The organism is Desemzia sp. C1 (genome assembly GCF_020882875.1).
In the GTDB taxonomy this organism is placed as follows: Bacteria; Bacillota; Bacilli; order Lactobacillales; family Carnobacteriaceae; genus Desemzia; species Desemzia incerta.
This window is the reverse complement of record NZ_JAJIZP010000003.1, coordinates 2,550,240-2,576,116: the sequence shown is the minus strand read 5'-3', so window position 1 is coordinate 2,576,116 and position 25,877 is coordinate 2,550,240. Positions and strand designations below refer to the sequence as shown.

Genomic DNA, 25,877 nt, shown 5'->3' with positions numbered 1-25,877 from the left:
GCTCTTTATATGAGCTGGATGTTTTTTGGATAAATATAGAAACAAATCAGCTTTCGCTTAACAGAATGTCAGCAATTTCTTGGAAAGACATGTCGCTATTGACTGTGAAGCTACCCGGACGTACTAGATTAGATAAATTGTTTGATTCTAAAAATTCATCGAATTCTGCAGAATCTTCAATAATACCTTGTTCTTGCAACTGACGAGCCGCAGTACTACTAGGATCTCCTTGATTAATGACCACGGTGGCAGTCGCAACGTCTTCGCTGTCTTCTTGGCTCTCCTCAGTATCACTCTCGCTGCTTTCTTGAGCAGCTTCATCTGATGCAGCAGATTCTGTGTTTTCTGTACTCTCACTTTCATCAACATAGCCGTTTTCTAATTGAGCCAACTCTGTTTCTGCCAGTAAGGTTTCGTACTTTTCTTTATAAGTCAATTCATCTTGTGTCAAAGGGGCAGTATCAGATTCACTTGAATCCGCAACTTGCGGTTGGTATAAAAACGAACGATAACCGGCCAATATGATCGCAGAGACCAAGAACCCTAAAGCTAAGTAACGTAATGCTGGTTTACTCAAGTTATGTACCTCCTTTTATTAGGCTTCTAAGACATAGTCATCAATGACTGATTTAATTGTTTTTTCCGACAAGCGGGTTTGACTAGAAATTTCCTCGATCGCAATACCTTGAGTATACAAAGTGACTACGTGTTTTCTCAGAACATCATGAACTTTGTCTGATAGAGGCAATTCTTCCGATTGAATATTCAATTCTGATTCAAGAGACAACACTCTTTTTTTCAAGTGATTGATTTCTTGCAACCATTGTAACGAAAGCTCTTCGAACTCTTCTTGTACTTTTTCACCATTATCTTGTTTATAAAACGACCAAATCATTAAAGCAACTGCTATGACAAGTAAAGCAATAACGATAATCCATAAATCCATTTATTTCACCTCTTTACAATTTACTTCCACAAAAAAGTTTACCACAATCTCGGCGTAAAACCTATCGTGTAAATAAAACTTAATATTTAACTCCAGACTTTAATCGAACAATACATGAAGAAAATATTTGCTAACAGAAGAGACAGAAGTATGCTAAACTAGTATTGAAAGCCTTATCAAAGATTTGTGAGGAGATTATTATGAATAAAAAATGGTGGCAAAATGCAGTAGTTTATCAAGTTTATCCTAGAAGTTTTCAAGATAGTAATGGAGACGGAATTGGTGATATCAAAGGCATCATCCAACGCTTAGATTATTTACAAAAGCTAGGTATCAACGTCATATGGCTTAGTCCCGTCTATCAATCGCCAAACGATGATAATGGGTACGATATCAGCGATTATTATGGCATCATGGCAGAATTTGGAACTATGGAGGATATGGATGAATTGATTGCTGAAGCTAAAAAGAGAAATATCTCATTAGTGATGGATTTGGTAGTCAATCACACTTCTGATGAAAACAAGTGGTTTGTTGAAGCTAAAAAGGCAACGGATAACGAGTACCGAGATTATTACGTATGGAGAGATCCAGTAGATGGAAAAGTACCAAATGATCTAGGTTCCGTTTTTGGCGGATCGGCCTGGGAGTATGATGAGGAGAGTGGTCAATATTTCTTGCATCTATTCAGTAAACGACAACCTGATTTGAATTGGGACAATAAAAAGATGCGTTACGAAATATATGATATGATGAATTTTTGGCTGGAGAAAGGTATCGGCGGATTCCGGATGGATGTGATTGAATTGATCGGCAAAGTGCCGGATGAAGGAATCACGGCTAACGGTCCTCTTGTCCACGATTACCTGCAAGAAATGAATCGAAAAACCTTTGGGAATTACGATGTAATGACAGTGGGAGAGACCAATTCCGCTACTATAGAGGACGCCAAATTGTTCTCAGGTGAAGATCGTCAAGAGCTGTCTATGGTTTTTCAATTTGAGCATGTCAATTTAGACCAGCAGCCAAACAAATCTAAATGGGATCTGAAGCCTTTATCTCTTATTGAATTGAAAGAAGTTCTATCAAGATGGCAATATGAACTTCAAGAAGAAGGTTGGAATAGTTTGTTTTGGAACAATCATGACCAGCCAAGAATCGTTTCCAGATGGGGAAATGATCAAGAGTTTAGAGTAAAAAGCGCGAAGATGTTTGCAATTTTACTGCATATGATGAAAGGAACGCCTTATATTTATCAAGGGGAAGAAATCGGAATGACGAATAATGTGATAACAGATATTTCACAAGCCGATGACGTAGAAACACTGAATATGTATCGAGAACGCATCGAAGAAGGCTACTCTGAAAAAGAGATTTTTGAATCGATCAATGCCAAGGGAAGAGATAATGCCAGAACGCCTATGCAATGGGACAGTACAGCGGAAGGCGGCTTCACAAGCGGTAAACCGTGGTTAGCTGTCAATCCAAACTATTCTTCTATTAATGTGGAGCAGGCGCTGAAAGATAAAGAATCGATTTTTTATTGTTACCAAAAATTGATTCAGCTGCGAAAAGAAAACCCTCTAATCGTTTATGGAAAATATGAGCTGCTTCTTCCAGATCATCCTACGCTCTTTGCATACACTAGAAGCTATGGAAAAGAAAAGTGGTTGATCGTTGCAAATTTCAGCGAAACTGAGAATCAAATCAGTTTAAGTCAAGAACCGACGGATTTAAAACCGATCATCAGTAATAGAAAAGTAGAATCGTATAATTTGAAAGAACTTATCTTAAGCCCATATGAGACATTTGTGGTGAAAGTTGACGATTTAGTTATGTAAAGTAAAAAAACTTTACAAAGAAGAAAAAAATACTGGAATCTAATATAAAAAGATGGTATCATTATCAAGTCGGAAGATTGGATAAATAACTATCTTCAAATATTGTTTAATGCTTGGAGGGAAAATCATGCGTGTAAACATCACATTGGAATGTACTGAATGTAAAGAACGTAATTACATCTCAAAGAAAAACAAACGTAACAATCCGGACCGTGTTGAATTTAAAAAATACTGCCCAAGAGAACGTACTGTAACTCTACACCGCGAAACTAAATAATTCTATCTGATTTGATAGTATTATTTCTTTTAAAACGCGTTTGAGAGCAATTATAAGAGATTAAAAAAAGAGCTGAGGTTTCCCAGCTCTTTTTTTGTTATACTAGATGTAAAAGAGGATAGAGGGATGGAAATTGACGAAAAAAGAGATACGCAAAACAAAAATTGCATTGATGAAAGAATTGAATAAAATAGAAAAAGAAGCAGAAGAGCACCAGTTGTATACACGGCTATTTGAATCGGAGTATTGGAAAAAAGCCGATTCTATCGCCATGACGATGTCTCATGATTTTGAAATCAATACTCAGCCTATAATGGAAGAAGCATGGAAGAATCATAAAAAAGTACTATTACCTAGAGCGAAAAAAGGCAGAGTGATGGATTTTGTTCTTTACACTCCAGAGACTGTTTTAGAGAGGTCTTCTTTTGGGATTCTTGAACCATCTGCTCATCTACCAGCTGTTGAAAAAGAAGACATTGATTTGATCATCGTTCCGGGACTAGCTTATTCTCAAGATGGCTACCGTATTGGTTTTGGCGGAGGGTATTATGATCGTTTCTTAGCGGACTATAATGGATTGAAAATATCTCTAGTCTTAAAAATACAACAAATGGATGAATGGACTCCTGAAAACTTTGATATCCCCTTAGATGCTTTGATAACAAAGGATAGGATAATTATCAGTCAAGAATTAAGAGAGCAAAATAACGAATAGGAAAATACATTTTTTAGTTTTGCAAGGAGTAGTTTATGGTATAATAATTTCTTGAAAAGACAAATAAAATGAATGACTAAGAATGGAGTCCGTTCTATGAATTATCAAAATCAAATGAAATTAAAGCGTTTTTTTAGAAAGCCAGTAGTAACGTACACTTTTTTAGGACTTCAATTGATTCTTTTTCTGTTAATGACTATTGATGGAGGAAGTACGAATACCTTTACTCTTATCGGCTACGGGGCTAAGTTTAATCCGCTGCTTGTTGCAGGAGAATGGTGGAGATTGGTCACGCCAATTTTTCTTCATATTGGGTGGGTCCATTTGATCATGAATTCCGTTATTCTGTATTATTTAGGCATCCAATTAGAAGATACGCTGGGACATTGGCGATTTGCGGCGATTTATCTTTTGAGCGGAATGTTGGGAAATGCAGCTAGTTTTGCGTTCAATGCATTTTCAGTATCAGCAGGCGCCAGCACCAGTTTATTCGGTTTGTTCGGAGCAACATTGTTTTTAGGAAAAACATATACCGGTAATCCGGCGATTCAGCATATGGCACGAAATTTTGGAACCTTGATTTTAATTAATTTGGTATTCGGGTTCTTTAATACTTCTGTCGATTTAGCAGGACATATAGGCGGTCTGGCAGGTGGATATTTGATATCTACAGCTATCAGTATCCCTGATCCATTGCCTCGATGGAAGAAAAAAAGAGTGCTTTATGGAGCAGGATTTGCGGTTTTGCTGATCTTATTGTTGAGTATCGGCTACTTTCGTACTTTAGGAGCGTTTTAACATGAGGCAATCTTTTAGAAGCGTGTATGACGTGCAACAGTTATTGAAGAGGTTTGGTATTTTTGTTTATGTGGGCGAAAGGCTTTGGGACATTGAATTGATGATGGATGAGATAAAGAAAATCTATCAACATCAACTCATTGATCAACAAACTTATTTATCGGCCATGGCAGTACTGAAGAAAGAACATCAATGGGAAAAAGAGAGATCAAATAAAAACGACTAGTTGGAGGAATACATATGTCAAAGAAAATTATTGGAATTGATTTAGGCGGAACAACTGTGAAATTTGCTATTTTATCTTCTGAAGGAGATATTCAGCAAAAATGGAGTATTGAAACAGATATCTCTGAAGAGGGAACTAAAATTGTTCCTTCAATCATTGCTTTCATCAAAAAACACATCGAAATGTACGATATGTCAACTGGAGATTTCCTAGGTATCGGTATGGGATCTCCTGGAACAGTCGATGCTGAAAATGGAACGGTTATTGGAGCATATAACTTGAATTGGAAAACCTTGCAAATGGTACGCCAACAAATCGAGGAAGGCACAGGAATTCCATTCTTCATCGACAACGATGCTAACGTTGCTGCTCTAGGGGAAGCTTGGAGAGGTGCAGGAGAAAGTGAACCTGATGTCGTTTTCTTAACTTTAGGAACTGGTGTAGGCGGCGGGATCATCGTAGACAAAAAATTGGTTCATGGAGCTACAGGAGCAGCTGGAGAAGTGGGGCACATTACGGTCGAACCAAATGGATTCCAATGTACTTGCGGAAAAACAGGTTGTTTAGAAACGGTAGCAAGTGCTACAGGAGTGGTTCATTTAGCCCGCGACCTATCGGAAAGTTATGCAGGAGATTCAAAGTTGAAATACAGTATTGATGACGGACAATTGATCACAGCGAAAGATGTATTCGATTTAGCCAAGGAAGAAGATCCTTTAGCACTTATCGTTGTCGATAAAGTAGCTTACTATTTGGGATTGGCAAGCTCTCATTTAGCCAACATCTTAAATCCTTCTACCATCGTATTGGGCGGAGGCGTTTCACGTGCTGGAGATATTTTAACAAAATCTATTCAGCCTTATTTTGAACAATACACTTTCCCGACTATCCGTAAATCTACTAAGATTCGTTTAGCTTTATTAGGAAATGACGCTGGAGTAATTGGAGCTAGTTCATTAGTAAAATCTTCTTTAGAAGGATAAAACTCACTATCCTTAAAACCCGTAAAACAATATAGACAGGCAAAGACCCCCAAAAAGTTAGAGTATAAGCTAACTTTTTGGGGGTTATTTTTATGAGATCCCTTAAGAGCAAAAGGCTTTTTAGAAGAGGTAAAAAAAGGTATATGCTATAATGAACATAAGATTGTTATAAACGTGCAAAAAAAGTAAACGTATTGAAATAGATTTGAGTCATAACTGTCAAGGACAGTATAAAATTGTAGGTTTATGACAGAATAAAAATGTAGGTTTTTGACAGTCTAATTTAGAAGTCCATTTATATTTTCCCTTTCATACGATATGATTTTCCAGTAATCTTGAAGACTTTAACATGGTGAACCAGACGATCAAGAATGGCGGCGGCTATTTCAGAATTCTGAAATAGCTCCCCCCATCGAGATAAGATAATATTTGTCGTAATCATTGTTGATTTTTTTTCGTAACGCATCGTTAATAGTTGAAAGAAGAGGTTAGCTTCAACTTTTTGAATTGGTAAATAACCTATTTCATCAATGATCAAAAGATCATATTTGGCATATCGTTTCAGAACACGATCGACGGTCCCTTTTTCAAAGGCAGAACGAAGACGTAAAAGTAATTCATGACAACTGATAAACAGCGTACGGTAGCCTTGATGACATGCTTCAATGCCTAATGCAATGACAAGGTGTGTTTTCCCTACACCAGGGTTTCCAATGAAAACTAAGTTTTCTTTTTTCTCCATAAAAGCCATATGTTTCAAGTCTAGAATCTCTTTTTTGTTAACGCTTGGTTGAAAGTTGAAATCAAATTCTTCAAGTGATGTCCGTTTGGGAAAGTGTGCGCGCTGGATGACACGTTCCACAGTCTGATTCGTTTGAAAGTCTAATTCTTGATTAGTTAATTCTAGAAGAGCTTCTGTTAAAGAAAGCTCATCCCGATTGGCAATTTCAATATAGTTTGGCACATATTCTCTCATATGTTTTAAATTCAAGGCCTCTAGATTATTTAATAGCTTTTGATAGTTACTGCTCATTCGAAGGCACCTCCAGTAAATCATATTGCTTTAAACTTCGTTTAATATGTTCTTGGATGTCATCTTCTTCTTTGTGGCTCATGACATCTGATTTAAGTATCTGAACCAAATCTTCTTGGTTATAGTTCAATCTTTTTGTGGTAAGTGGGTGCGAACGAATCTGTTCTCCGTTATAATAAATGTGCACGTACTCTTCGTTTTCGGAAAGATCCAAGTCAACTTCTTTTCCGATATAACGAGGGTCTACAGAGTACCTACATTTGCGGAAAATGACCATTGCTTCCTTTGTGACTTTACGGCGAATAGAGTCTTCAAAATAAGGATTTAACAAGTCATCTTTTAGCTTATGGAGGTGCTCTTTTTCATTAATTTTCCAAAGTATATCAGGAATCTCGTCCGTTGCTTGAGACACTTCCGAATTTAATTCATCACAAAGTTCGTCAACGATTCGAATGAGGTCTGTCGAATCATAAAATTCATGATTGTAAACCCGTAACCGGTCCATTGTTCTGGCGAGAGCTTCTACGCTGCCTTTTGTTTGGGGGCGAAAAGGACGACAGACCATTGTTCTGAACCCTGCATCTTTACTAAAAGAATAGAAGCGATCGTTTAAATGAACCTGAGAGAATTGAGTTCGTGACCGGTCGACGACAGTTTTCATATTATCGAACCATATTTCTTCTGGAACACCACCGGTGTGATAAAAGGCATCATTCATGCACTCAAACAATGTATCTTGTTTACGATCAAAGGTAAGCGTAATAAATTTCTTCTTTGAGTAGGGCAATATATAAAGGAAAATATTAAAGCGGAAGACTTCTCCCTGACTGCTTATCAGTCGCATTTCTTCTTTCCAATCGATTTGTGCTGAAAGACCAGGCGTATATTCGACGCGTACCGTTGCTTTCTGTATCCGTTCTTTTTTCACTTCTCGGCAATAGTCTCTAACAAGACTGTAACTCCCATCGAACCCTTTCTTTTGTATGAATTTGAAGATACTTTTAGCGGTACATTGATCTTCTAACTTAATATCTATGATTTGTTTGAATGAATCTAATTTACTCGGATATGTCCTCCTTGTTTTAGGTTTATTACCTTGTAACGCTTCTTCATACGCTGCTTTAACCGTACGATAGTCACATCCGTATTGTTCCGCTAACGCAGTATAATTGGGCTTTATGCCATCAATCATATGTTTTTTCACTCCTTCTCTGATATCTCTTCTCATTCCTATTCCACTCCAATTCTATAGGGGATAAGAAGAGTATATAAAAAATGTAGGAAAACCAACAATTTTACATTGTCATTTTCCTACATTTTATAACTGTTCTTTACACATAACTACAGGGTGATAATATGAAACAACCAACTATAAGCAGACTAGCCGGGTTGCTTTTGATCATTGTCTTCTTTTTAAGTGCGTGTCACTCTCAAGAGGATGAGGCGGCACCAAGCGAAGATGGCGAAACAGGGAGCAACTTTATTTTTGAACAAATTCCTCTAGACAAAGAGGAATTTCGAAAAATAATTGGATGGAAATCAACTGAAGAAGTAATCGTTCAAGCAGGCGGTGTAGAAGGAGACTCATTGTATTCTTTTAACATTCTGACCGGCGATTTTGATTTGTTTTACGAAGTAGATTCTTTTATCCTAGCCTCCAGAATCGTGATGGAGGAAGAAAAAGTCATTATCCAATTGGTAAAAGACGCCAACTCCTCCTTGATCGTCGTGAACTTCAAAGGAGACGTTTTACAAGAATTGGAAATTCAATCCAGCGGATTTGTTGATATCAACGTCAATGCCCAAAATCCTTCTTTAGCTTTTATCTCTTACTATGAGGGTGAAAACAATACAGCGGTCTATAATTGGAATATGACCACTAATGAATATACAGAAGTCGAGTCAGCTTCTTTAGAGCCTAAATGGTACTCGGAAAATCTGTATCTGTTTATTGATAACGGAGAAGATTTCTCTTTAGAAACCGGAGAACTGTATATGGGAGACATCCGAAGCGATGAAATTTTATTGTTGGATTCCTATGCCTCTGATTTTTATTTGCATGAGGATTCTTTTATCAAATTTACCCCCTCAGACTTCAATGAGCAGGAAATTATGTTGACCTACCAGTATCCGTTTTTGGTAGATGCCGGGTTCATGGTTGTTCCTAAAGTAACGATGAATGAGAGGATTATATTCCCTTATTTGACACAAGCTGTGAGGGATTCAGCTATCTACGGTATTTTTGCACAAGAGGCTGTTTCATTGGAAGAAGAAGCAGGGAAGTTTATGTTTTCAGAAATCGATTTTGAGAATGGGAAATTGAATGAAATCGTTAAAGTACCGGAAAATGCACCAATATTGATTTCTGAAAATGGCAAATATTGTTTATTTGGATGGAGCTATGAAATGCTGATTGATATCGAAAATCAACAATTGTATGAAATGCTGTCTCTTTAATGGAAAGGTTCTCTTTTGGAATCAAAAAACCTCTAGTAAATTCATTCATTCTTGTGTAAAATCATAAGTGAACAAGGATGTGTAAAGAAAGGGGTTCATTAGATTTTGGATACAAGTACAGTGATTAATTATATTTTATGGGGATTTGTCATCGTTTGGGCAATTTATGAATTGGTTCAATACTGGAGACGCAAAAAAGCCTCTGTAGAGCTGGATCAAGAAGATTTCAGCAAACGATTGAGAAAAGTCCAATTGGTCGATGTTCGGGAGAAAGATGAATTTGATGCAGGACATATTCTTGGAGCACGGAATATTCCTTACTCAACGTTCAAGCAACGAATCAATGATTTCCGTCGCGATCAACCGATCTACCTTTACGATGAAAATCAAGTAGTCAGCAAGCGTGCTGCTTTGAAATTGCGCAAAGCTGGTTACACAGACATTTACACCTTAAAAGGCGGATACAAAAAATGGACTGGAAAAATCAAACGCAAAGCTAGATAAAATAGACTTAAAAATGAATCTTGATAGTGTTATGGAGTTAGGGCATTTTGTCCTGACTCCTTTTTATTCATACCAGCCTTGATGTCCTGAAATCAAATGGCTTCTTCTGATAGCTGTTCCCCCGGGAGTCAAGCTGCTGGCATGAATCAGAGAAGTATAGCCGTATTTGTTTCGTATCCGATCGATGGTCAGTTCCAACTGTTCTTGCTGAAGAGTCTTCTCCGGGTTCTCAAATAAGCTTAACTGTAAATGAGATTTGAATTGGATTTTCCCGCATTGAATAGCAAGAGTACGAACGGGCTGATTTCGATAATGCGTTCGAAATAAATACAAGCAGGTATCGATGATTTTTTTACTTGCCGCTGTAGGATAGATGGTAGTTTGGTGACTAAAGCCTTTTTCTAAAATGTCTCTAGAGAACCCTACTGTCAAATGCACCATCCCGGTTTCAGCATGGTATTTTCTAAGCCGAGCAGCCACTTGGTCAGCCATTTCGCGAATGACAACTTCAATTTCATAAGTTGCAGTATAATCTCGGTCCAGAATCTGGCTCTTTCCGTAAGAATTAGAAAGAGGGATATATTTTTCAGATAAAACACTGTGGTCCACACCATGAGCATGGTAAAAAAGCTGTTCGCCAATAACTCCGTGGATTCGTTTAAGAGACTTTACGTTATATTGAGATAATCCGTAAACCGATTCGATCCCTAACCGGTACAAATTTTTAGCTGTGCGATTTCCGATACCCCACATATCTGTAATGGGGCTGATTTTCCATACGGTGTGAGGGACATCCTCGTACCGCCATTCTGTTATGTACGGTGAAAAGTCTTTAGCTTTAGTGTCTAAAGCTAATTTAGCTAAAAGGGGATTGTCTCCAATACCTATAGCTACTACAAGTCGAAAACGATCCCAAATCTTACGTTGGATTTTTTCAGCGATCTCCATGGCAGTTCCATGCAAAGCATGAGAGAAACTAACGTCTAAAAAGGATTCATCTATACTGTAAATATGTAAGTCGGATTCCGCCACAAATTCTTTGTAGACTTCATTGATCAATCCATGTTTATGGCAAGATAAAAATACATAAGAGGAGGTGCGGATGTTTTTTTGGACTTTTTCAAGCAATTAAACCTAGTTTCTTTCTGTAATCAATCGGACTGAGACCGCCTAGAGACAATTTTATTCTTTTGTTATTGTACCAATGCAGGTAATCATCAAGTAGTTCAATGAATGCGTCAATTGAAATATTGTCCCATTTAAAGCCATAGAAGAACTCATTTTTAAGTCTACCGAAAAACCCTTCGCAAGCCGAGTTATCCGGTGAACATCCTTTTTTAGACATGGACTGTGTCAAACCGTTGGTTTTAATCCTTTCAATCCAACCTGGCCATCTGTAGTGAGCTCCGCGATCAGAGTGTATGATTGGCTTTGAATTATCAGCGAGTGTATCAAGTGCCTGATCAAACATACTATTAACGAGCTCCGCATTTGGTTGTGTACTGATAGTCCAACTAACTAAGGCCCCGTCAAAACAATCGATAATGGGCGATAGATAGACTTTTCCGGCGGGAATACGAAATTCTGTAATGTCTGTCAACCACTTTTTGTCAGGTGCTTCAGCTTTGAAATTTCGTTGAATAAGGTTAGGTGTCGCGGGAGTAATTTCACCTGCATATGAACTATATTTCTTTTTAGTTACTGAATGAACAATGAGTTTTTCTTCCTTCATAAGCCGTCTAACAACTTTCTCGGAAACAACAATATTTTGCTTTTTTAGAACGTCATGCATACGACGATAGCCATACGTACGACGACTTTCAATAAAAATATCTTTAAGCATTACCCTTAGATCAGCATATTTATCCGGAAGCTTAGCCTGACTTCTGTGGTAATAATAACTACTCTTAACTAAATCCAAATTCTCTAGTAAAAGTGCCAATGGATAAAAGGTTTTTAATGCATCAATCACTCTTGTTTTTTCCTTGTTGGAGAAATGTTTTGGATTGATGCCCCATTCTTTTTTACAAGTTCGGCAGACTTTTCCAAGATATCTTTTTCCATTCGTAGTCGATAAACTTCTTGTTTTAAAACATCAACTTCATTTTTCAACCCTTCTAGTTGAGGGCTATCAGGCATATTCGTCATATTAGGTGGAAGCTCCTCTCCGATGAGCTCCTCTTTCCAATCATAGAGCGTTTTACGGGTGACCTGCAGGCGCTCAGCAATTTTGTGGACAGAGGTTTCTCGGCTCACAAGATGGATAACGGCCTCTTTTTTCTGCTCTTGAGAATAGTTTAACTTACTTCGCCTGATTTTACGAGCTTCAGGTGCAAGTTCTTTACACCAATCGCTAAGAATGTTTCTATCTGGATAACCCAACATGCGAACAGTTCTAGAATAATTGCGACCGTATTCGATATAGTGATTAACAGCAAACTGCTTTTCTTCTTGCGTAAATTCACGTTTTCTTTTTGAAGTCTTAGAAAGATCACCATTCTCTTCATATTCCTTAAACCATTTGTATAAAGCTTTTGAAGAAGGATAGCCTAATTCATGAATGACTGACGCCAAAGAGTGTTCGTATTTGATGTAAAGTTTTACAGCTTTCATTCTTTCTTCGTAAGAGTACATGGACATTCTCCTGACTTATAGTTGTCCAAGATTATGTCCGCACCTCCAGATTGCAGGGTGAAAGTACACAACTCTGCGGACGGCAAAATGCAATATAAAAAGCCATTGCAAGGCACCTGAAAATCCTCTAAAGTTAGAGTTCCTACACTTTAACTGGAGGTATGAAAGGTATGCTCACAATGACTGATATTAATACTATCAAAAATTTAAGGAATAATCACGATAAATCGATTGATCACATAAGAAAAGAACTTGGAGTGAATTGGCGTACAGCTAAAAAATACGCTGATGGCAATAACTTTCCAAAGAAGAAGAAAATAGAAAAAACAGGCATGATGTATGAAGAAAAATGGGGAGATATTTTAACCTTATGGCTGGACGAAGATGCCAAGTTGCCGAAGAAAAAACGACGTACTAACGTAGCTTATCACCGTGAATTGAAAGAACTTGATTTCCCGGGGTCCTATCGGACTGTTTGTGTATTTGTTCAAGACTGGCGTTCTACTCACAACGATAAAGGCGCTGTAGATAAAGGATTTGAACGTCTGGAACATCCCCCAGCAGATGCACAGCTGGACTTTGGAACGATGGAAGTCGAACATGAGGGGGCATTTAAAGATGTCAAAACCTTGGTAATGACCTTCCCGTTTAGTAATGTAGGTTTTGCGGTTGCGTTACCTGCAGAGAATCAGGAGTGTTTATTTGAAGGCATGACTCAATTGTTTCATCAAATCGGGGGTGTGCCGAAAGTCATTCGAATTGATAATATGTCAACGGCCGTAACGGAGAGAAAATCTAAATATAAACCTGCTGTACTAACTGAGGCTTATCTTCGATTCGCCACTCATTACCGTTTCAACACGCAAGTATGTAATCCGCGCAGCGGAAATGAAAAAGGAAGTGTTGAAAACAAAGTTGGGTATATACGCTATAACTTTTTCCCTACAAGCCCGTCAATGAAAGATTATGCTTCTTTAAATGAGAAATTGAGAACACAACTAATTGAAGATAGAGATCGAAATCATTATGAAAAAAATGTCTCCATCATTGAGCTATGGGAAGAAGAAAAAACTGAACTACTGGCTCTTCCGGATGTACCTTATCCCGTCTTTAAAGAGATCGAATGCAAGGCAAACAAGTATAACGAAATCAAACTCGATCAAACACTCATTCACGTGCCTAAGGCACGAAATCACACTAAGATATTTGGTGTATTAACAGCTGAGACTTACACATTCTACAGTGGATCTGGTGACATAATAGCTGAAGGTGATCGCCCTTATATGTTTAAAAAACGACCGATTGACTGGTTATCTATCTTATTAGACTGGCGTAAAAAACTCCGTTCAATGGAGTACTCACGTTACTGGAAATATTTACCGGAGCGGATCAAATTATACTTAACTCATAATGACTGGAAAGTCCAAGCTGAACGTGTCGATATCCTTATTAATTTACTCGTCACTAAAGATATGAAACAAATCAACGAAAGATTCTATGAATTAATAGGGGTCGAACCGAGTTCGGATTCTTACAATGTGGATTGGAACAGTTATGACGCATTAGGAATTTTTCCCAAGGAGGTAGTATAAGTAATGGATCAAGCTTACTTAGAAGAACTGTGTAAAAGCCTCCGGCTCTCTCATATACCAAAAGTCATTGATACGGATGGATTTGATTCTAAAGAGGACTGGTTACTTTTTCTTTTGAAAAATGAACTTCGAAGTCGTGAAGAAGCGAAAACGATACGGCTCTATAAACAATCAAAGCTGCCCTGTAGGCGGACGCTATCCACTTATGAATGGCACAACCAGATATCGCTTCCCAGTCCGACAACTAAAGAGGAACTGACTAGTCTGTCTTTTATCAAACAATGCCAAAACGCTGTTTTCGTAGGAACACCTGGTACAGGAAAAACTCACTTGGCATGTGCCTTAGGCACATTAGCTACAGAAAACGGCATAGATACACGCTTCTGGCGCGTATCTGACCTAGTCAGCGAACTAGAACGTCAATGGAAAAATAACACACTAGATGCTTTTAAAAAACGTTTTGACAAGGTTAAACTGATTATTTTAGATGAAATGGGGTATGTTCCGTTTACGAAAGAAGGAGCGGAACTTCTATTTCAGCTAATTAGTGATTGGTATGAGACGAAAAGCGTCATCATCACCAGTAATCTAGAATTTAGTCAATGGAATAAAGTGTTCATTGACGCTCGTCTGACAGCCGCATTGGTTGATCGACTGATTCACCATGCTCACATATTAAGCTTTACCGGAGAGAGTTTTCGACTAAAGAATGCACTATCCAAACACAAATAACTAAAAGAATCTTTCAGGTGCAAAATTGTGTAGTTTATCGCTGCAATGTGGAGGTGCGGATGTTTTTTTGGACTTTTTCAAGCAATTAAACCTAGTTTCTTTCTGTAATCAATCGGACTGAGACCGCCTAGAGACAATTTTATTCTTTTGTTATTGTACCAATGCAGGTAATCATCAAGTAGTTCAATGAATGCGTCAATTGAAATATTGTCCCATTTAAAGCCATAGAAGAACTCATTTTTAAGTCTACCGAAAAACCCTTCGCAAGCCGAGTTATCCGGTGAACATCCTTTTTTAGACATGGACTGTGTCAAACCGTTGGTTTTAATCCTTTCAATCCAACCTGGCCATCTGTAGTGAGCTCCGCGATCAGAGTGTATGATTGGCTTTGAATTATCAGCGAGTGTATCAAGTGCCTGATCAAACATACTATTAACGAGCTCCGCATTTGGTTGTGTACTGATAGTCCAACTAACTAAGGCCCCGTCAAAACAATCGATAATGGGCGATAGATAGACTTTTCCGGCGGGAATACGAAATTCTGTAATGTCTGTCAACCACTTTTTGTCAGGTGCTTCAGCTTTGAAATTTCGTTGAATAAGGTTAGGTGTCGCGGGAGTAATTTCACCTGCATATGAACTATATTTCTTTTTAGTTACTGAATGAACAATGAGTTTTTCTTCCTTCATAAGCCGTCTAACAACTTTCTCGGAAACAACAATATTTTGCTTTTTTAGAACGTCATGCATACGACGATAGCCATACGTACGACGACTTTCAATAAAAATATCTTTAAGCATTACCCTTAGATCAGCATATTTATCCGGAAGCTTAGCCTGACTTCTGTGGTAATAATAACTACTCTTAACTAAATCCAAATTCTCTAGTAAAAGTGCCAATGGATAAAAGGTTTTTAATGCATCAATCACTCTTGTTTTTTCCTTGTTGGAGAAATGTTTTGGATTGATGCCCCATTCTTTTTTACAAGTTCGGCAGACTTTTCCAAGATATCTTTTTCCATTCGTAGTCGATAAACTTCTTGTTTTAAAACATCAACTTCATTTTTCAACCCTTCTAGTTGAGGGCTATCAGGCATATTCGTCATATTAGGTGGAAGCTCCTCTCCGATGAGCTCCTCTTTCCAATCATAGAGCGTTTTACGGGTGACCTGCAGGCGCTCAGCAATTTTGTGGACAGAGGTTTCTCGGCTCACAAGATGGATAACGGCCTCTTTTTTCTGCTCTTGAGAATAGTTTAACTTACTTCGCCTGATTTTACGAGCTTCAGGTGCAAGTTCTTTACACCAATCGCTAAGAATGTTTCTATCTGGATAACCCAACATGCGAACAGTTCTAGAATAATTGCGACCGTATTCGATATAGTGATTAACAGCAAACTGCTTTTCTTCTTGCGTAAATTCACGTTTTCTTTTTGAAGTCTTAGAAAGATCACCATTCTCTTCATATTCCTTAAACCATTTGTATAAAGCTTTTGAAGAAGGATAGCCTAATTCATGAATGACTGACGCCAAAGAGTGTTCGTATTTGATGTAAAGTTTTACAGCTTTCATTCTTTCTTCGTAAGAGTACATGGACATTCTCCTGACTTATAGTTGTCCAAGATTATGTCCGCACCTCCTGTTGTGTAGAAAAGTCTTGCAAAATACAAATCCATTCACTTTTAAATACAAACCCATTCTAGGTTCCACGATTTGGATAGGAGAATGTTTAGGAGTCTCAAACCGACGAGATCCTGTCTTAATGCGGTATTCTTGTTTTACACGAGGTGAAGCAGCTAAAACTAATCCGCCGTTCTCTTCAGGTTTACTCATGACGAAAATATAAGCTGTTAAGGGGTGCATTCCTCGTTTAACGGCCTCTACGGAAGCAAAAAAGGATTTGACGTCAATACATAAGATGTCTCGCCGCGGCTCTTTTGAATAATCGATGGTAATCATTAAACACACCTCTTTATGTATTTTAGAGAGAAAGGGTAAACTCAAATTTCCAAAGAACGTTTATTTTATTATACGAACATGTGTTCGTTTTGTAAAGAGAAGAAATACGCTTAGAAAGAACAGTTGGGAATTTATTCTTTTACGGATAAGCATTCGAGGAGATTATTTTTTTAAACTGAACGAATCAAATCAGTTTTTTCGTTGATAGACAAGCTGGTGACAGGTTATTCGAGGGTAAATCATAGTGGATATATGGTATAATTGTGTAGAAAATAGAAATGAAACAATATTCAACATCAAAGATAAACATAAAGCAGATAAGAGAAAGGTTATTGAGTTTCCTCATTTGACCGTTACATTGTTTTTCTGGAAGAAAATTGAGTATTGAAGTACAAAGGAGTGTTACTCATAAAGACTAAGATACTTGTTATTGCGGGACCGACAGCAGTAGGGAAAACGAGTCTGAGTATTGAAATGGCCAAGGCTTTAGACGGAGAAATCATCAGTGGGGATTCCATGCAGATCTATAAAGGATTGGATATTGGAACAGCTAAAGTTATGCCAGACGAGATGGAAGGAATCCCTCATTATCTCATTGATGAAGTAGATCCCAGCGAGAGTTATACGGTCACCGATTTTCAAAAAAGAGCTAAAGGTTTGATTGCAGATATCACATCTCGAGGGAAGATCCCGATCATTGCAGGAGGTACGGGGCTGTACATTGAATCCCTGCTTTATGACGTGAGTTATGGAGGAGAAGGAAAGACCGACGCATCTTTCAGGAAAGAACAAGAAGCTCTAGCGCAGCAGAAAGGGAATCTTTATCTGTGGGAAACGTTAAATGAAATAGATCCTGAAGCGGCTAAAAAAATTCACTTTAATAATCAACGCAGAGTAATCCGAGCTTTAGAAGTGTATCATGTTACGGGGCAGCCTTTTTCTGCTTACCAAAATGAACGGGAAATAAAAGAAGCTGTTTATGACGCGAAAATCATCGGCTTAGATACTGACAGATCTGTTCTTTATGAACGCATTAATTTGAGAGTAGACCAAATGAATGATGCTGGATTAGAAAAAGAAGCACGTTTTTTATATGATGCCAACTTACAAGATACACAAGCTGCTAAAGGAATCGGCTACAAAGAGTGGTTTCCCTTCTTTGAAGGTCAACAGACAGAACAAGAAGTCATTGAGCAAATCAAGCAGAATTCTAGACGTTATGCAAAAAGACAGTTAACCTGGTTTAGAAATCGAATGGAAAAGGTTAGTTGGTGGGATTTGGTAAAACATCCAACAGATTTGGAAAAAGTTCTTGCAGAAGCTGAAACTTTTTTACGAACTACCTAGTCAGATCAGTTGAAATTATAAAAGGAGTGTTTATATGGAGACGCAAGAGAAAGCTGAGCGAGTCATATTAGTTGGTGTCCAGACTACTGAAGCAGATTACAGTTTTAATTATTCGCTAAAAGAATTAGAACAATTAACAGAGACTGCTCAAGGGATAGTTGTCGGACAAATCACTCAAAAAAGAAGCCGTGCTGATTCACGTACTTATTTGGGGAAAGGAAAAATAGAAGAACTGATGCAGCTGGTGGAAGAGTTAGAAGCAGATACAGTCATTTTCAACCATGAATTGACTCCAGCTCAAACAAGAAATATCCAAGATGCGGTAGATACAAAAGTTATCGATCGCGTGCAGCTGATTCTAGATATTTTTGCGATGCACGCCCAGAGTAAAGAGGGTAAATTGCAAGTAGAGCTGGCTCAATTGCAGTACCTCTTACCAAGATTGGCTGGTCAAGGGGTCAATTTGTCCAGATTAGGTGGGGGAATCGGAACGAGAGGTCCAGGGGAAACGAAATTAGAAACGGACAGACGTTACATCCGCAACCAAATCACAGATATTCGTCGAGAGCTTTCTGAAACGGAAAAGCATCGTGCTCGGACAAGAAAACAGCGACAAGAAAGCAATGTATTCCAAATCGGATTGATTGGTTATACCAACGCGGGGAAATCGACCTTACTGAATAAACTGACGAATGCAGAAACCTATGAAGAAAACAAATTGTTTGCTACTTTGGACCCGTTGACAAGACAACTGAAATTGCCAAGCGGCTTGAACGTGACGATAACAGATACCGTTGGGTTTATCCAAGATCTGCCCACGCAATTGATTGAAGCTTTCCATTCAACGCTTGAAGAAACCAGGGGAGTCGATTTATTGCTGCATGTGGTAGATGCATCAGCTGAAAATATGGTGGAACATGAACGAACAGTCATGAACTTACTGATTGATCTGGAAATGGATCATTTGCCGCTGTTAACAATCTACAACAAAAGCGATTTGATTACTGAGCCATTTTATCCAGATTATTTCCCTAGCATTGTGATGTCAGCTAAAAATGAAGCCGATATTCATTTGTTGTTGGATCAATTGATGGAGAAAATTGAAGAAATCATGGAGCCGTATCGTGTAGAAGTCCCGGCAGATGAGGGAGATACGTTGATCCAGCTGAAACAAGAAACTCAAATAGCTACGCAAGTTTATGATGAAGAGAAAAATGTATATGTGGTAAAAGGCTACGCTAAAGCGAAGTCTAAATGGATAGGAGAATAGAAAAGAGAATGAGTTGGAAGAATCAATTTGCGCCAGAATTGCAAGAACGAGTCAAAGAAGTGGAAGAAAAAATTCAACCTATCTTAGCTCAAATACACGAAACAGCTTTAAGCAATCAAAAGAAAGTCTTAGACAGTTTCCGTAAAAAACAAGTATCCGATCACCATTTCACTCCTTCAACAGGATATGGTTACGATGATTTTGGTCGTGACACGCTCGAGGAAGTGTACGCTGATGTATTCAAAGCTGAAGCAGGTATCGTTCGACCGCAGCTTATTTCAGGGACCCATGCGATCAGCACGGCTTTATTTGGAGTTATGCGCCCAGGGGATGACTTACTGTATATCACTGGCCAGCCGTACGATACTTTGTTAGAAGTTGTTGGTGTAACAGGGAACGGTATCGGGTCTTTTAAAGAATACAACATGGGTTACGATGCTGTGAATCTTTTAGAAGATGGCAGTGTTGATTTTGAAATGGTGAAAGAAAAAATTACGCCTGCTACAAAAGTTATTGCGATCCAACGTTCACGCGGGTATGCCAGTCGACCTTCATTTACTGTCGCTCAAATTGAAGAAATGATTCAATTTGTTCGGGGTATTGCTCCAGATGCGATCATTTTTGTGGACAATTGTTATGGAGAATTCGTAGAAGAAAAAGAACCCATAGAAGTGGGCGCAGATTTAATGGCCGGTTCGTTGATTAAAAATCCGGGAGGCGGATTGGCTAAAATCGGCGGGTATATAGTGGGACGTTTAGACTTGGTAGAAGCATGCGGCTATCGATTGACTTCTCCGGGTATCGGTCGTGAAGCGGGTGCTTCTTTATACAGCTTGCCTGAAATGTACCAAGGGTTTTTCATGGCCCCGCATACGGTAGGTGAATCGTTGAAAGGTGCTGTTTATACAGCGGCTTTATTAGAGACCTGCAACGTTTCATCCACTCCTAGATGGGATGAAAAACGTACGGATCTGATTCAAATGATTTCACTAGGTGAAAAAGAAAAGATGGTTCAATTTGCTCAAACGATTCAAAAGTACTCCCCAATCAATGCTCATGTAACACCGATTGGAGCTTACATGCCTGGCTATGAAGACGACGTGATCATGGCGGCTGGTACTTTTGTTCAAGGTTCAAGCATTGAATTGACTGCGGACGGTCCGATTCGTGCGCCATACACATTGTATGTCCAAGGCGGGCTGACTTATGAGCACGTCAAATTGGCTGTAACAGCAGCTGTTTCTGAATTGTACTTTGAAAAATAAGTCAAGTAAAAGACTGGTCGCTTTTGACCAGTCTTTTTTTGTCGTCAGTGCTTATTCCATGACAGATCCGTCTTATCTATGTTAGGTTAATAATAGAGAAAAAACAGGAAACAGCAACAAAAAACACAAAAAATAATAAGGAGTTTGTTTACAAACCAATGAAAAATCATACAAAACAAGAAATCATGGAAATTGCAAAAGAAGAAAACGTCCGCTTTTTACGTCTAATGTTCACGGATATTGATGGAGTTATCAAAAACGTGGAAGTGCCTATCAGTCAATTGGAAAAAGCGTTGGACAATAAGATGATGTTCGATGGTTCTTCAATTGATGGATTTGTGGCGGTTGAAGAGAGTGATATGCAATTACGACCAGATTTATCGACTTGGCTTATTTTTCCGTGGGATACAGAATATGGGAAAATTGCTCGGTTGATTTGTGATGTATACAACCCAGATGGCACACCGTTTTCTGGAGACCCGCGTTCTAATTTAAAGCGTGTGTTAAAAGAGATGGAGAACGAAGGGTTCACAGAATTCAATTTAGGACCAGAGCCTGAATTTTTCTTATTCAAGTTGGATGAAAATGGAGAGCCGTCTCATCGATTGAATGACCATGGAGGCTATTTTGACTTAGCACCTACTGATTTAGGCGAAAATTGTCGTCGAGACATCGTGTTGCAGTTGGAAGAGTTAGGCTTTGAGATTGAAGCTAGTCACCATGAAGCAGCTCCTGGACAACATGAGATCGACTGGAAATACGCAGATGCTGTAGAAGCATGCGACAACATTCAAACTTTTAAATTAGTGGTAAAAACTATTGCGCGTAAGCATGGACTTCATGCATCCTTTATGCCAAAACCGATTAATGGTGTGCATGGATCGGGAATGCACTTCAATATGTCTTTATTCAATAAAGACGGGAATTCTTTCTATGATGAAGCAGATGAAATGGGACTCAGCAAAACAGCTCATGAATTTATTGCAGGTCTTTTAAAGCATGCTAAAGCCTATACAGCTATTTGCAATCCTACAGTGAATTCGTATAAACGATTGACACCAGGGTTTGAAGCTCCGGTTCATATTGCTTGGAGTGCGAGCAACCGCACACCATTGGTACGTGTCCCAACTTCAAGAGGAATGTCTACACGAGTAGAATTGCGCAGCGTTGATCCAAGTGCCAATCCTTATCTTGCGCTGGCTGTTTTGTTAAAAGCAGGTCTAAGCGGTATCCAAGAAAATAAAGTCGTGGCAGATCCAATCGGGAAAAACATTTACCAAATGAGCTCGACAGAACTTGGAGAACAAGACATTGAACGACTACCGGCGACTTTATATGAAGCTGTCAGTCATTTGAAAAAAGATTCATTGATGAGAGAAGCGATGGGAGAGCATATGTACAACAACTTCATTACCATTAGAACGCAAGAATGGATAGAGTACAATGAGCAAGTCTCTCCATGGGAACAAAAGAAATACTTTAAACGATAAATGTTGATTAAATAAGCTTTACTAAAACAAGTTGTTTTAGTGAAGCTTATTTTTTTGCCGTTTTTCCCTAGTTTTTAGTTAGAAAATTGAGGTTTGGGATATTTGACGCCTAATCTTATTTGGTAACTCACAACAACGCTGTAACACTTAAAGTGGTATAGCTAATAAAAAGGAAGCTAGATTCGGAACTAAAAATCCTTTATCATTATTTAAGTTCGTTATTCCATGTCAGAAAACCTTACATAAAATAAAAAAAGTTGTTGACATGAGCTTTTCGAACTGTTAATCTGTTAAAGTAATTGAGAGGAGGACAAAAATGAAAGAAAAAGAATTACGCAGGTCGATGTCTGTTTTTCCAATTGGTACAGTTATAAAACTGACTGATTTGTCTGCCAGGCAGATACGGTATTATGAAGAGCAAGATTTGATTCATCCTCAAAGGAGCGAGGGGAACAGACGGATGTATTCTTTGAATGACATTGATGTACTCCTCGAGATCAAGGATTATTTGGCTGAAGGAATTAATATGGCAGGTATCAAGCGCATTTATGAACTACAAGAGAAAGAAAAAGAAGAGAAATCGAGACAAAGTGAAAAAACATTAACAGATGATGATGTAAGAAAAATTTTATACTCTGAATTTTTATCCATTAGCGGCTTGTCTCCTAAAGATAAAAATAAATTGATGAACAACCCATTCCGGAATCAACACTAAAAAATAACCTTTATAAGGAGAGAAGCTATTATGGTAAAAATAACGAAAGAACACATTGAACAAACTGCAAAAGAAGAGGATGTACGATTTTTACGTTTGATGTTTACAGACATTTTAGGAACGATCAAAAACGTAGAAGTTCCCATCAGTCAATTAGAAAAAGTCTTAGACAATAAAATGATGTTTGATGGTTCTTCTATTGAAGGATTTGTACGTATCGAAGAAAGTGATATGTATTTACGTCCAGACTTAGATACTTGGTTGATTTTCCCTTGGGGAGCTGGAGAAGGAAAAGGAAAAGTTGCTCGTTTGATTTGTGATATTTACAATCCAGATGGCGAACCTTTTCTAGGGGACCCGCGTGCGAACTTGAAACGCGTATTAAAAGAGATGGAAGAGTTAGGATTTACTGAATTCAATCTTGGGCCAGAACCAGAATTTTTCTTGTTTAAATTAGATGAAAATAATGAACCAACGCTGGAGTTAAATGATCATGGCGGCTATTTCGATTTAGCGCCAGTAGACTTAGGAGAAAATTGCCGTCGTGATATCGTATTGCAATTGGAAGAATTAGGATTTGAAATTGAAGCCAGCCATCATGAAGTGGCCCCAGGACAACATGAAATCGATTGGAAATTCGCTAATGCTGTTGAAGCTTGTGACAACATTCAAACCTTTAAGTTGATTGTAAAAACAGTCGCTCGTAAACATGGTCTGCATGCAACCTTTATGCCAAAACCTTTATTTGGAGTTAATGGTTCAGGGATGCATTTCAACTTATCTCTTTTTACAGAAGAAGGAAACGCCTTTTACGATAAAGATGGTGATATGGAACTGAGCGACACAGCTCGTGGATTCATTGCCGGCGTCTTAAAACATGCTCGGGCATTTACGGCTGTCTGCAACCCAACAGTCAACTCATACAAACGTTTGGTCCCGGGTTATGAAGCTCCAGTTTACATTGCGTGGAGCGGACGCAATCGCTCACCATTGATCCGTATACCGGGTTCTCGAGGAATGTCTACACGAATCGAAGTGCGCAGTGTTGATCCAAGTGCTAATCCTTACTTAGCTATGGCTGCTTTATTGAAAGCTGGATTAGATGGAATCAAAAATGATTTAGAGTTGCCAGCACCGATTGACAGAAATATTTATGCTATGGATGAAGAAGATCGTCACGATAATGGTATTTATGACTTGCCATCTACCTTGATGGAAGCTGTTAAAGAACTATCGAAAGATGAGATTATCAAAGATGGTTTAGGAGAACACATCTACAACAATTTCGTAGATGCGAAAAGAGTAGAGTGGGATGCATTTCGTATTCAAGTTTCACAATGGGAAAGAGAACAATACTTAAAATTGTATTAAACAAAAAGCGTACGAATGATTATCATTCGTACGCTTTTTAGATGGAAATGATTATTTTCCTAAAACTGCCAAAGCCAGCGCTTGTTGGATCGTTTCGATGTGTTTATCCTTTGTGAACTGCAAACTGACAGCAGGTTCAGCTGCGCTAGAAATGAAAATATTCAATTCAGCGTCTAGATCAAAATGTCCTGAAGTTTCTACCGAAAAACGACTAATGGATTGATAAGGCAGTGAATTATAAGTTGTTTTTTTACCGGTCATTCCTTGTTTATCGACAATAATCAATCGTTTGTCGGTAAAGACAATTAAATCACGCACTAATTTAAACGCTAAATCAATATCTTCGGAATCTAAGATCACACTGCCTAATTTCTTGCGCGCATCCTCCGCACTGACGTTGCTCGCATTGCCCATTATTCCACCAATTAATCCCATTTCAACACACTCCTTCAATAATAGTCTCTCTTAAAGTGTATTATAACAAAAGACGTCAAAGAAAAGGAGAATAAAAAGAAGCTTCTATATCGACAGAAGCTTCTTTTGGTATATCGAGTTAGTTATAGAAAGAGATGATCAAATGGTCCATTCTATTTAAGGCGGTTATTATGTCATCGTATTGATAGATATGTATTTCATCACCAAAGTGTAAACTCACGCAAAAGCCTAAACTATTATAAGTCAATTCCAATTTGTATCCGTTGAGTTTCATGCTGTATATCGTCAATTCCATGTAGAAGCTCCTTACTTTATAATTATTTTCCTATTATACACATAAATGTGTCCCAATTATTTTAAGTATTTGTTAAGTAATCATGTACGTATGATTATAAGGATAATTAAGCAAATGAAGAAAAGAACTCATTTTAAACTAGGAGTGCTTTTCTGATTACTATAAGTCAATAAAGGAGACCCTAGCTTAATAAAAACTAGGGTCTATTTTTATTTTGTCTTATGTTTAGATTTTGAAGCATCTATGCTTGAACCTACAGCTATACCAAGTGCTATGCCTAGAGCGATCCCGATAGCCAAATTGTCGAATACTAAACCTAAAGCAGCTCCGATAGAAATACCCAGCGACAGACCTATGGCAAGAAAAGAGCTCTCATCTTTTCCAGTATCGTGATTTTTTGACTCATCATTTTTAGGATCTTTCATAGACAACCACTCCTTATAGTGTATAGTCTTATTTTACCATGTTGGCGAGTGTAGTCTATTAATACACTTACAGCATAACTTTCTTATGAGGCATCTTTCTACCTTTATACTCAAAAAGCGAGTTGAAGGGAGTCGGGGTCTTTAAAACCTTAAATTTTTGTACGACTAATTGATTACGATCATTGTTAGTGAACTGAATGGCGATATCTGTGTGCAAAGATACTTCATAAAGAAAATTAAAAGATTTCTTTCCGGCAATCAAACAATTGAACTTTTGTTGATTGGACAGCAAAGTAAATCTGCAGAAGGGATGGCCGTTTTTAGTATTGATGATTTTAATGTCAGATACGACTTTTCCTGTAATAATAGAAGTGTTCAAATGAGACGCCTCCTTTTCGATTTTATTATACGAACGTTTGTTCTGTTTGTAAAGGAGATGATGTTAAAAAAGCTATTAAAATAGATAGTCTGTTCACATTTTATAACTATTCTTAATTCACTCATTGAGGCGAAGAATAAAATAAAAAACATTTTTTACATATTTATAAGTTTTTTGTGTCAATGATAAA

28 protein-coding genes are annotated in these 25,877 nt (G+C 38.0%); 16 read left to right on the top strand and 12 right to left on the bottom strand.

Features of this window, described 5'->3' with window-relative positions; genetic code table 11:
• Positions 1 to 46: 46 nt before the first annotated feature.
• Positions 47 to 577, bottom strand: a complete 531-nt coding sequence (locus LMF32_RS12895; RefSeq protein WP_230524996.1) for an endolytic transglycosylase MltG — start codon at positions 575 to 577, stop codon at positions 47 to 49.
• 18 nt (positions 578 to 595) lie between these two features.
• Complete coding sequence (locus LMF32_RS12890; protein WP_230524995.1) at positions 596 to 946, bottom strand: FeoB-associated Cys-rich membrane protein; 351 nt, start codon at positions 944 to 946, stop codon at positions 596 to 598.
• A 200-nt stretch (positions 947 to 1,146) separates the two neighbouring features.
• Here LMF32_RS12890 and LMF32_RS12885 point away from each other — a divergent pair, with 200 nt between their 5' ends.
• From LMF32_RS12885 to LMF32_RS12860, 6 genes are all read left to right on the top strand, one after another.
• Positions 1,147 to 2,787, top strand: a complete 1,641-nt coding sequence (locus tag LMF32_RS12885; protein ID WP_230524994.1) for an alpha-glucosidase — start codon at positions 1,147 to 1,149, stop codon at positions 2,785 to 2,787.
• Positions 2,788 to 2,914: 127 nt separating this feature from the next.
• The gene (gene rpmG, locus LMF32_RS12880; RefSeq protein ID WP_092481016.1) at positions 2,915 to 3,064 is read left to right on the top strand and encodes a 50S ribosomal protein L33; all 150 of its coding nucleotides are present in this window, start codon (positions 2,915 to 2,917) and stop codon (positions 3,062 to 3,064) included.
• Positions 3,065 to 3,197: 133 nt separating this feature from the next.
• The gene (locus LMF32_RS12875; RefSeq protein ID WP_230524993.1) at positions 3,198 to 3,779 is read left to right on the top strand and encodes a 5-formyltetrahydrofolate cyclo-ligase; all 582 of its coding nucleotides are present in this window, start codon (positions 3,198 to 3,200) and stop codon (positions 3,777 to 3,779) included.
• A gap of 96 nt (positions 3,780 to 3,875) precedes the next feature.
• Complete coding sequence (locus tag LMF32_RS12870; protein WP_230524992.1) at positions 3,876 to 4,577, top strand: rhomboid family intramembrane serine protease; 702 nt, start codon at positions 3,876 to 3,878, stop codon at positions 4,575 to 4,577.
• Position 4,578: 1 nt separating this feature from the next.
• Positions 4,579 to 4,803: a YqgQ family protein gene (locus LMF32_RS12865; RefSeq protein ID WP_188204908.1), complete on the top strand. Its 225-nt coding sequence runs from the start codon at positions 4,579 to 4,581 to the stop codon at positions 4,801 to 4,803.
• Positions 4,804 to 4,817: 14 nt separating this feature from the next.
• On the top strand, positions 4,818 to 5,786 hold the full coding sequence (locus LMF32_RS12860) for an ROK family glucokinase (RefSeq protein ID WP_230524991.1): 969 nt from the start codon (positions 4,818 to 4,820) through the stop codon (positions 5,784 to 5,786).
• 295 nt (positions 5,787 to 6,081) lie between these two features.
• Here the strand turns inward: LMF32_RS12860 and istB (LMF32_RS12855) are convergent, their stop codons facing one another.
• A complete protein-coding gene (gene istB, locus LMF32_RS12855; protein WP_047927680.1) occupies positions 6,082 to 6,819 on the bottom strand; it encodes an IS21-like element helper ATPase IstB in 738 nt (245 codons plus the stop codon).
• The gene (gene istA, locus LMF32_RS12850) at positions 6,809 to 8,047 is read right to left on the bottom strand and encodes an IS21 family transposase (protein ID WP_230523700.1); all 1,239 of its coding nucleotides are present in this window, start codon (positions 8,045 to 8,047) and stop codon (positions 6,809 to 6,811) included. Before istA (LMF32_RS12850) ends, istB (LMF32_RS12855) begins: the two co-directional genes overlap by 11 nt.
• Positions 8,048 to 8,175: 128 nt before the next feature.
• Here istA (LMF32_RS12850) and LMF32_RS12845 point away from each other — a divergent pair, with 128 nt between their 5' ends.
• Together LMF32_RS12845 and LMF32_RS12840 are read left to right on the top strand one after the other, a co-directional pair.
• Positions 8,176 to 9,276, top strand: a complete 1,101-nt coding sequence (locus LMF32_RS12845; protein WP_230524990.1) for a hypothetical protein — start codon at positions 8,176 to 8,178, stop codon at positions 9,274 to 9,276.
• Between the two features lie 105 nt (positions 9,277 to 9,381).
• Positions 9,382 to 9,780, top strand: a complete 399-nt coding sequence (locus LMF32_RS12840; RefSeq protein WP_092481011.1) for a rhodanese-like domain-containing protein — start codon at positions 9,382 to 9,384, stop codon at positions 9,778 to 9,780.
• A 63-nt stretch (positions 9,781 to 9,843) separates the two neighbouring features.
• Here LMF32_RS12840 and LMF32_RS12835 read toward each other — a convergent pair whose 3' ends face one another.
• On the bottom strand, positions 9,844 to 10,908 hold the full coding sequence (locus tag LMF32_RS12835; RefSeq protein WP_230524989.1) for an excinuclease ABC subunit A: 1,065 nt from the start codon (positions 10,906 to 10,908) through the stop codon (positions 9,844 to 9,846).
• A protein-coding gene (locus LMF32_RS12830; RefSeq protein ID WP_230523472.1) for an IS3 family transposase occupies positions 10,901 to 12,414 on the bottom strand; the annotation gives its coding sequence in 2 pieces (ribosomal slippage) (positions 10,901 to 11,796 and positions 11,796 to 12,414; 1,515 coding nt in all). Before LMF32_RS12830 ends, LMF32_RS12835 begins: the two co-directional genes overlap by 8 nt.
• Before the next feature lie 170 nt (positions 12,415 to 12,584).
• Between LMF32_RS12830 and istA (LMF32_RS12825) the strand changes: the two genes are divergently transcribed.
• Both istA (LMF32_RS12825) and istB (LMF32_RS12820) read left to right on the top strand, forming a co-directional pair.
• Positions 12,585 to 14,006 (top strand): IS21 family transposase, encoded by a 1,422-nt coding sequence (gene istA / locus LMF32_RS12825; RefSeq protein WP_230523980.1) that lies wholly within the window; start codon positions 12,585 to 12,587, stop codon positions 14,004 to 14,006.
• Between the two features lie 3 nt (positions 14,007 to 14,009).
• A complete protein-coding gene (istB, locus tag LMF32_RS12820) occupies positions 14,010 to 14,738 on the top strand; it encodes an IS21-like element helper ATPase IstB (protein ID WP_188205306.1) in 729 nt (242 codons plus the stop codon).
• A 77-nt stretch (positions 14,739 to 14,815) separates the two neighbouring features.
• On the opposite strand, the gene LMF32_RS12815 is transcribed toward istB (LMF32_RS12820), so the two are convergent.
• Together LMF32_RS12815 and LMF32_RS12810 are read right to left on the bottom strand one after the other, a co-directional pair.
• Positions 14,816 to 16,329, bottom strand: a protein-coding gene (locus LMF32_RS12815) for an IS3 family transposase (protein ID WP_230523472.1) whose coding sequence is annotated in 2 segments (ribosomal slippage) — positions 14,816 to 15,711 and positions 15,711 to 16,329 — 1,515 coding nt in all. Because the reading frame shifts where the segments join, the coding sequence is not laid out codon by codon here.
• 15 nt (positions 16,330 to 16,344) lie between these two features.
• Positions 16,345 to 16,695 carry a hypothetical protein gene (locus tag LMF32_RS12810; protein ID WP_230524988.1) on the bottom strand — a complete coding sequence of 117 codons (351 nt, stop codon included), beginning with the start codon at positions 16,693 to 16,695 and terminating at the stop codon, positions 16,345 to 16,347.
• A gap of 384 nt (positions 16,696 to 17,079) precedes the next feature.
• On the opposite strand from LMF32_RS12810, the gene miaA reads away from it, so the two are divergent.
• The 6 genes from miaA to glnA (LMF32_RS12780) all read left to right on the top strand — a co-directional run bounded on the left by miaA (position 17,080) and on the right by glnA (LMF32_RS12780) (position 24,153).
• The gene (miaA, locus tag LMF32_RS12805) at positions 17,080 to 18,042 is read left to right on the top strand and encodes a tRNA (adenosine(37)-N6)-dimethylallyltransferase MiaA (RefSeq protein WP_230524987.1); all 963 of its coding nucleotides are present in this window, start codon (positions 17,080 to 17,082) and stop codon (positions 18,040 to 18,042) included.
• Between the two features lie 34 nt (positions 18,043 to 18,076).
• Positions 18,077 to 19,312, top strand: coding sequence for a GTPase HflX (gene hflX, locus LMF32_RS12800; protein ID WP_230524986.1), 1,236 nt, complete (start codon positions 18,077 to 18,079; stop codon positions 19,310 to 19,312).
• Between the two features lie 8 nt (positions 19,313 to 19,320).
• Complete coding sequence (locus LMF32_RS12795; protein ID WP_188204903.1) at positions 19,321 to 20,577, top strand: methionine gamma-lyase family protein; 1,257 nt, start codon at positions 19,321 to 19,323, stop codon at positions 20,575 to 20,577.
• A gap of 158 nt (positions 20,578 to 20,735) precedes the next feature.
• Entirely contained in the window at positions 20,736 to 22,067 is a 1,332-nt protein-coding gene (glnA, locus tag LMF32_RS12790; RefSeq protein WP_230524985.1) for a type I glutamate--ammonia ligase, read from the top strand.
• 316 nt (positions 22,068 to 22,383) lie between these two features.
• Entirely contained in the window at positions 22,384 to 22,782 is a 399-nt protein-coding gene (locus tag LMF32_RS12785) for a MerR family transcriptional regulator (RefSeq protein WP_092481006.1), read from the top strand.
• A 30-nt stretch (positions 22,783 to 22,812) separates the two neighbouring features.
• Complete coding sequence (gene glnA, locus LMF32_RS12780; RefSeq protein WP_092481005.1) at positions 22,813 to 24,153, top strand: type I glutamate--ammonia ligase; 1,341 nt, start codon at positions 22,813 to 22,815, stop codon at positions 24,151 to 24,153.
• Between the two features lie 51 nt (positions 24,154 to 24,204).
• Here glnA (LMF32_RS12780) and LMF32_RS12775 read toward each other — a convergent pair whose 3' ends face one another.
• The 4 genes from LMF32_RS12775 to LMF32_RS12760 all read right to left on the bottom strand — a co-directional run bounded on the left by LMF32_RS12775 (position 24,205) and on the right by LMF32_RS12760 (position 25,687).
• Positions 24,205 to 24,588: a PH domain-containing protein gene (locus LMF32_RS12775; RefSeq protein WP_188205499.1), complete on the bottom strand. Its 384-nt coding sequence runs from the start codon at positions 24,586 to 24,588 to the stop codon at positions 24,205 to 24,207.
• Positions 24,589 to 24,706: 118 nt separating this feature from the next.
• Complete coding sequence (locus LMF32_RS12770) at positions 24,707 to 24,883, bottom strand: hypothetical protein (protein ID WP_230524984.1); 177 nt, start codon at positions 24,881 to 24,883, stop codon at positions 24,707 to 24,709.
• A 209-nt stretch (positions 24,884 to 25,092) separates the two neighbouring features.
• Complete coding sequence (locus LMF32_RS12765; RefSeq protein WP_230524983.1) at positions 25,093 to 25,308, bottom strand: glycine zipper family protein; 216 nt, start codon at positions 25,306 to 25,308, stop codon at positions 25,093 to 25,095.
• Between the two features lie 67 nt (positions 25,309 to 25,375).
• A complete protein-coding gene (locus LMF32_RS12760) occupies positions 25,376 to 25,687 on the bottom strand; it encodes an ssDNA-binding protein (protein ID WP_092481002.1) in 312 nt (103 codons plus the stop codon).
• Positions 25,688 to 25,877: the final 190 nt, after the last annotated feature.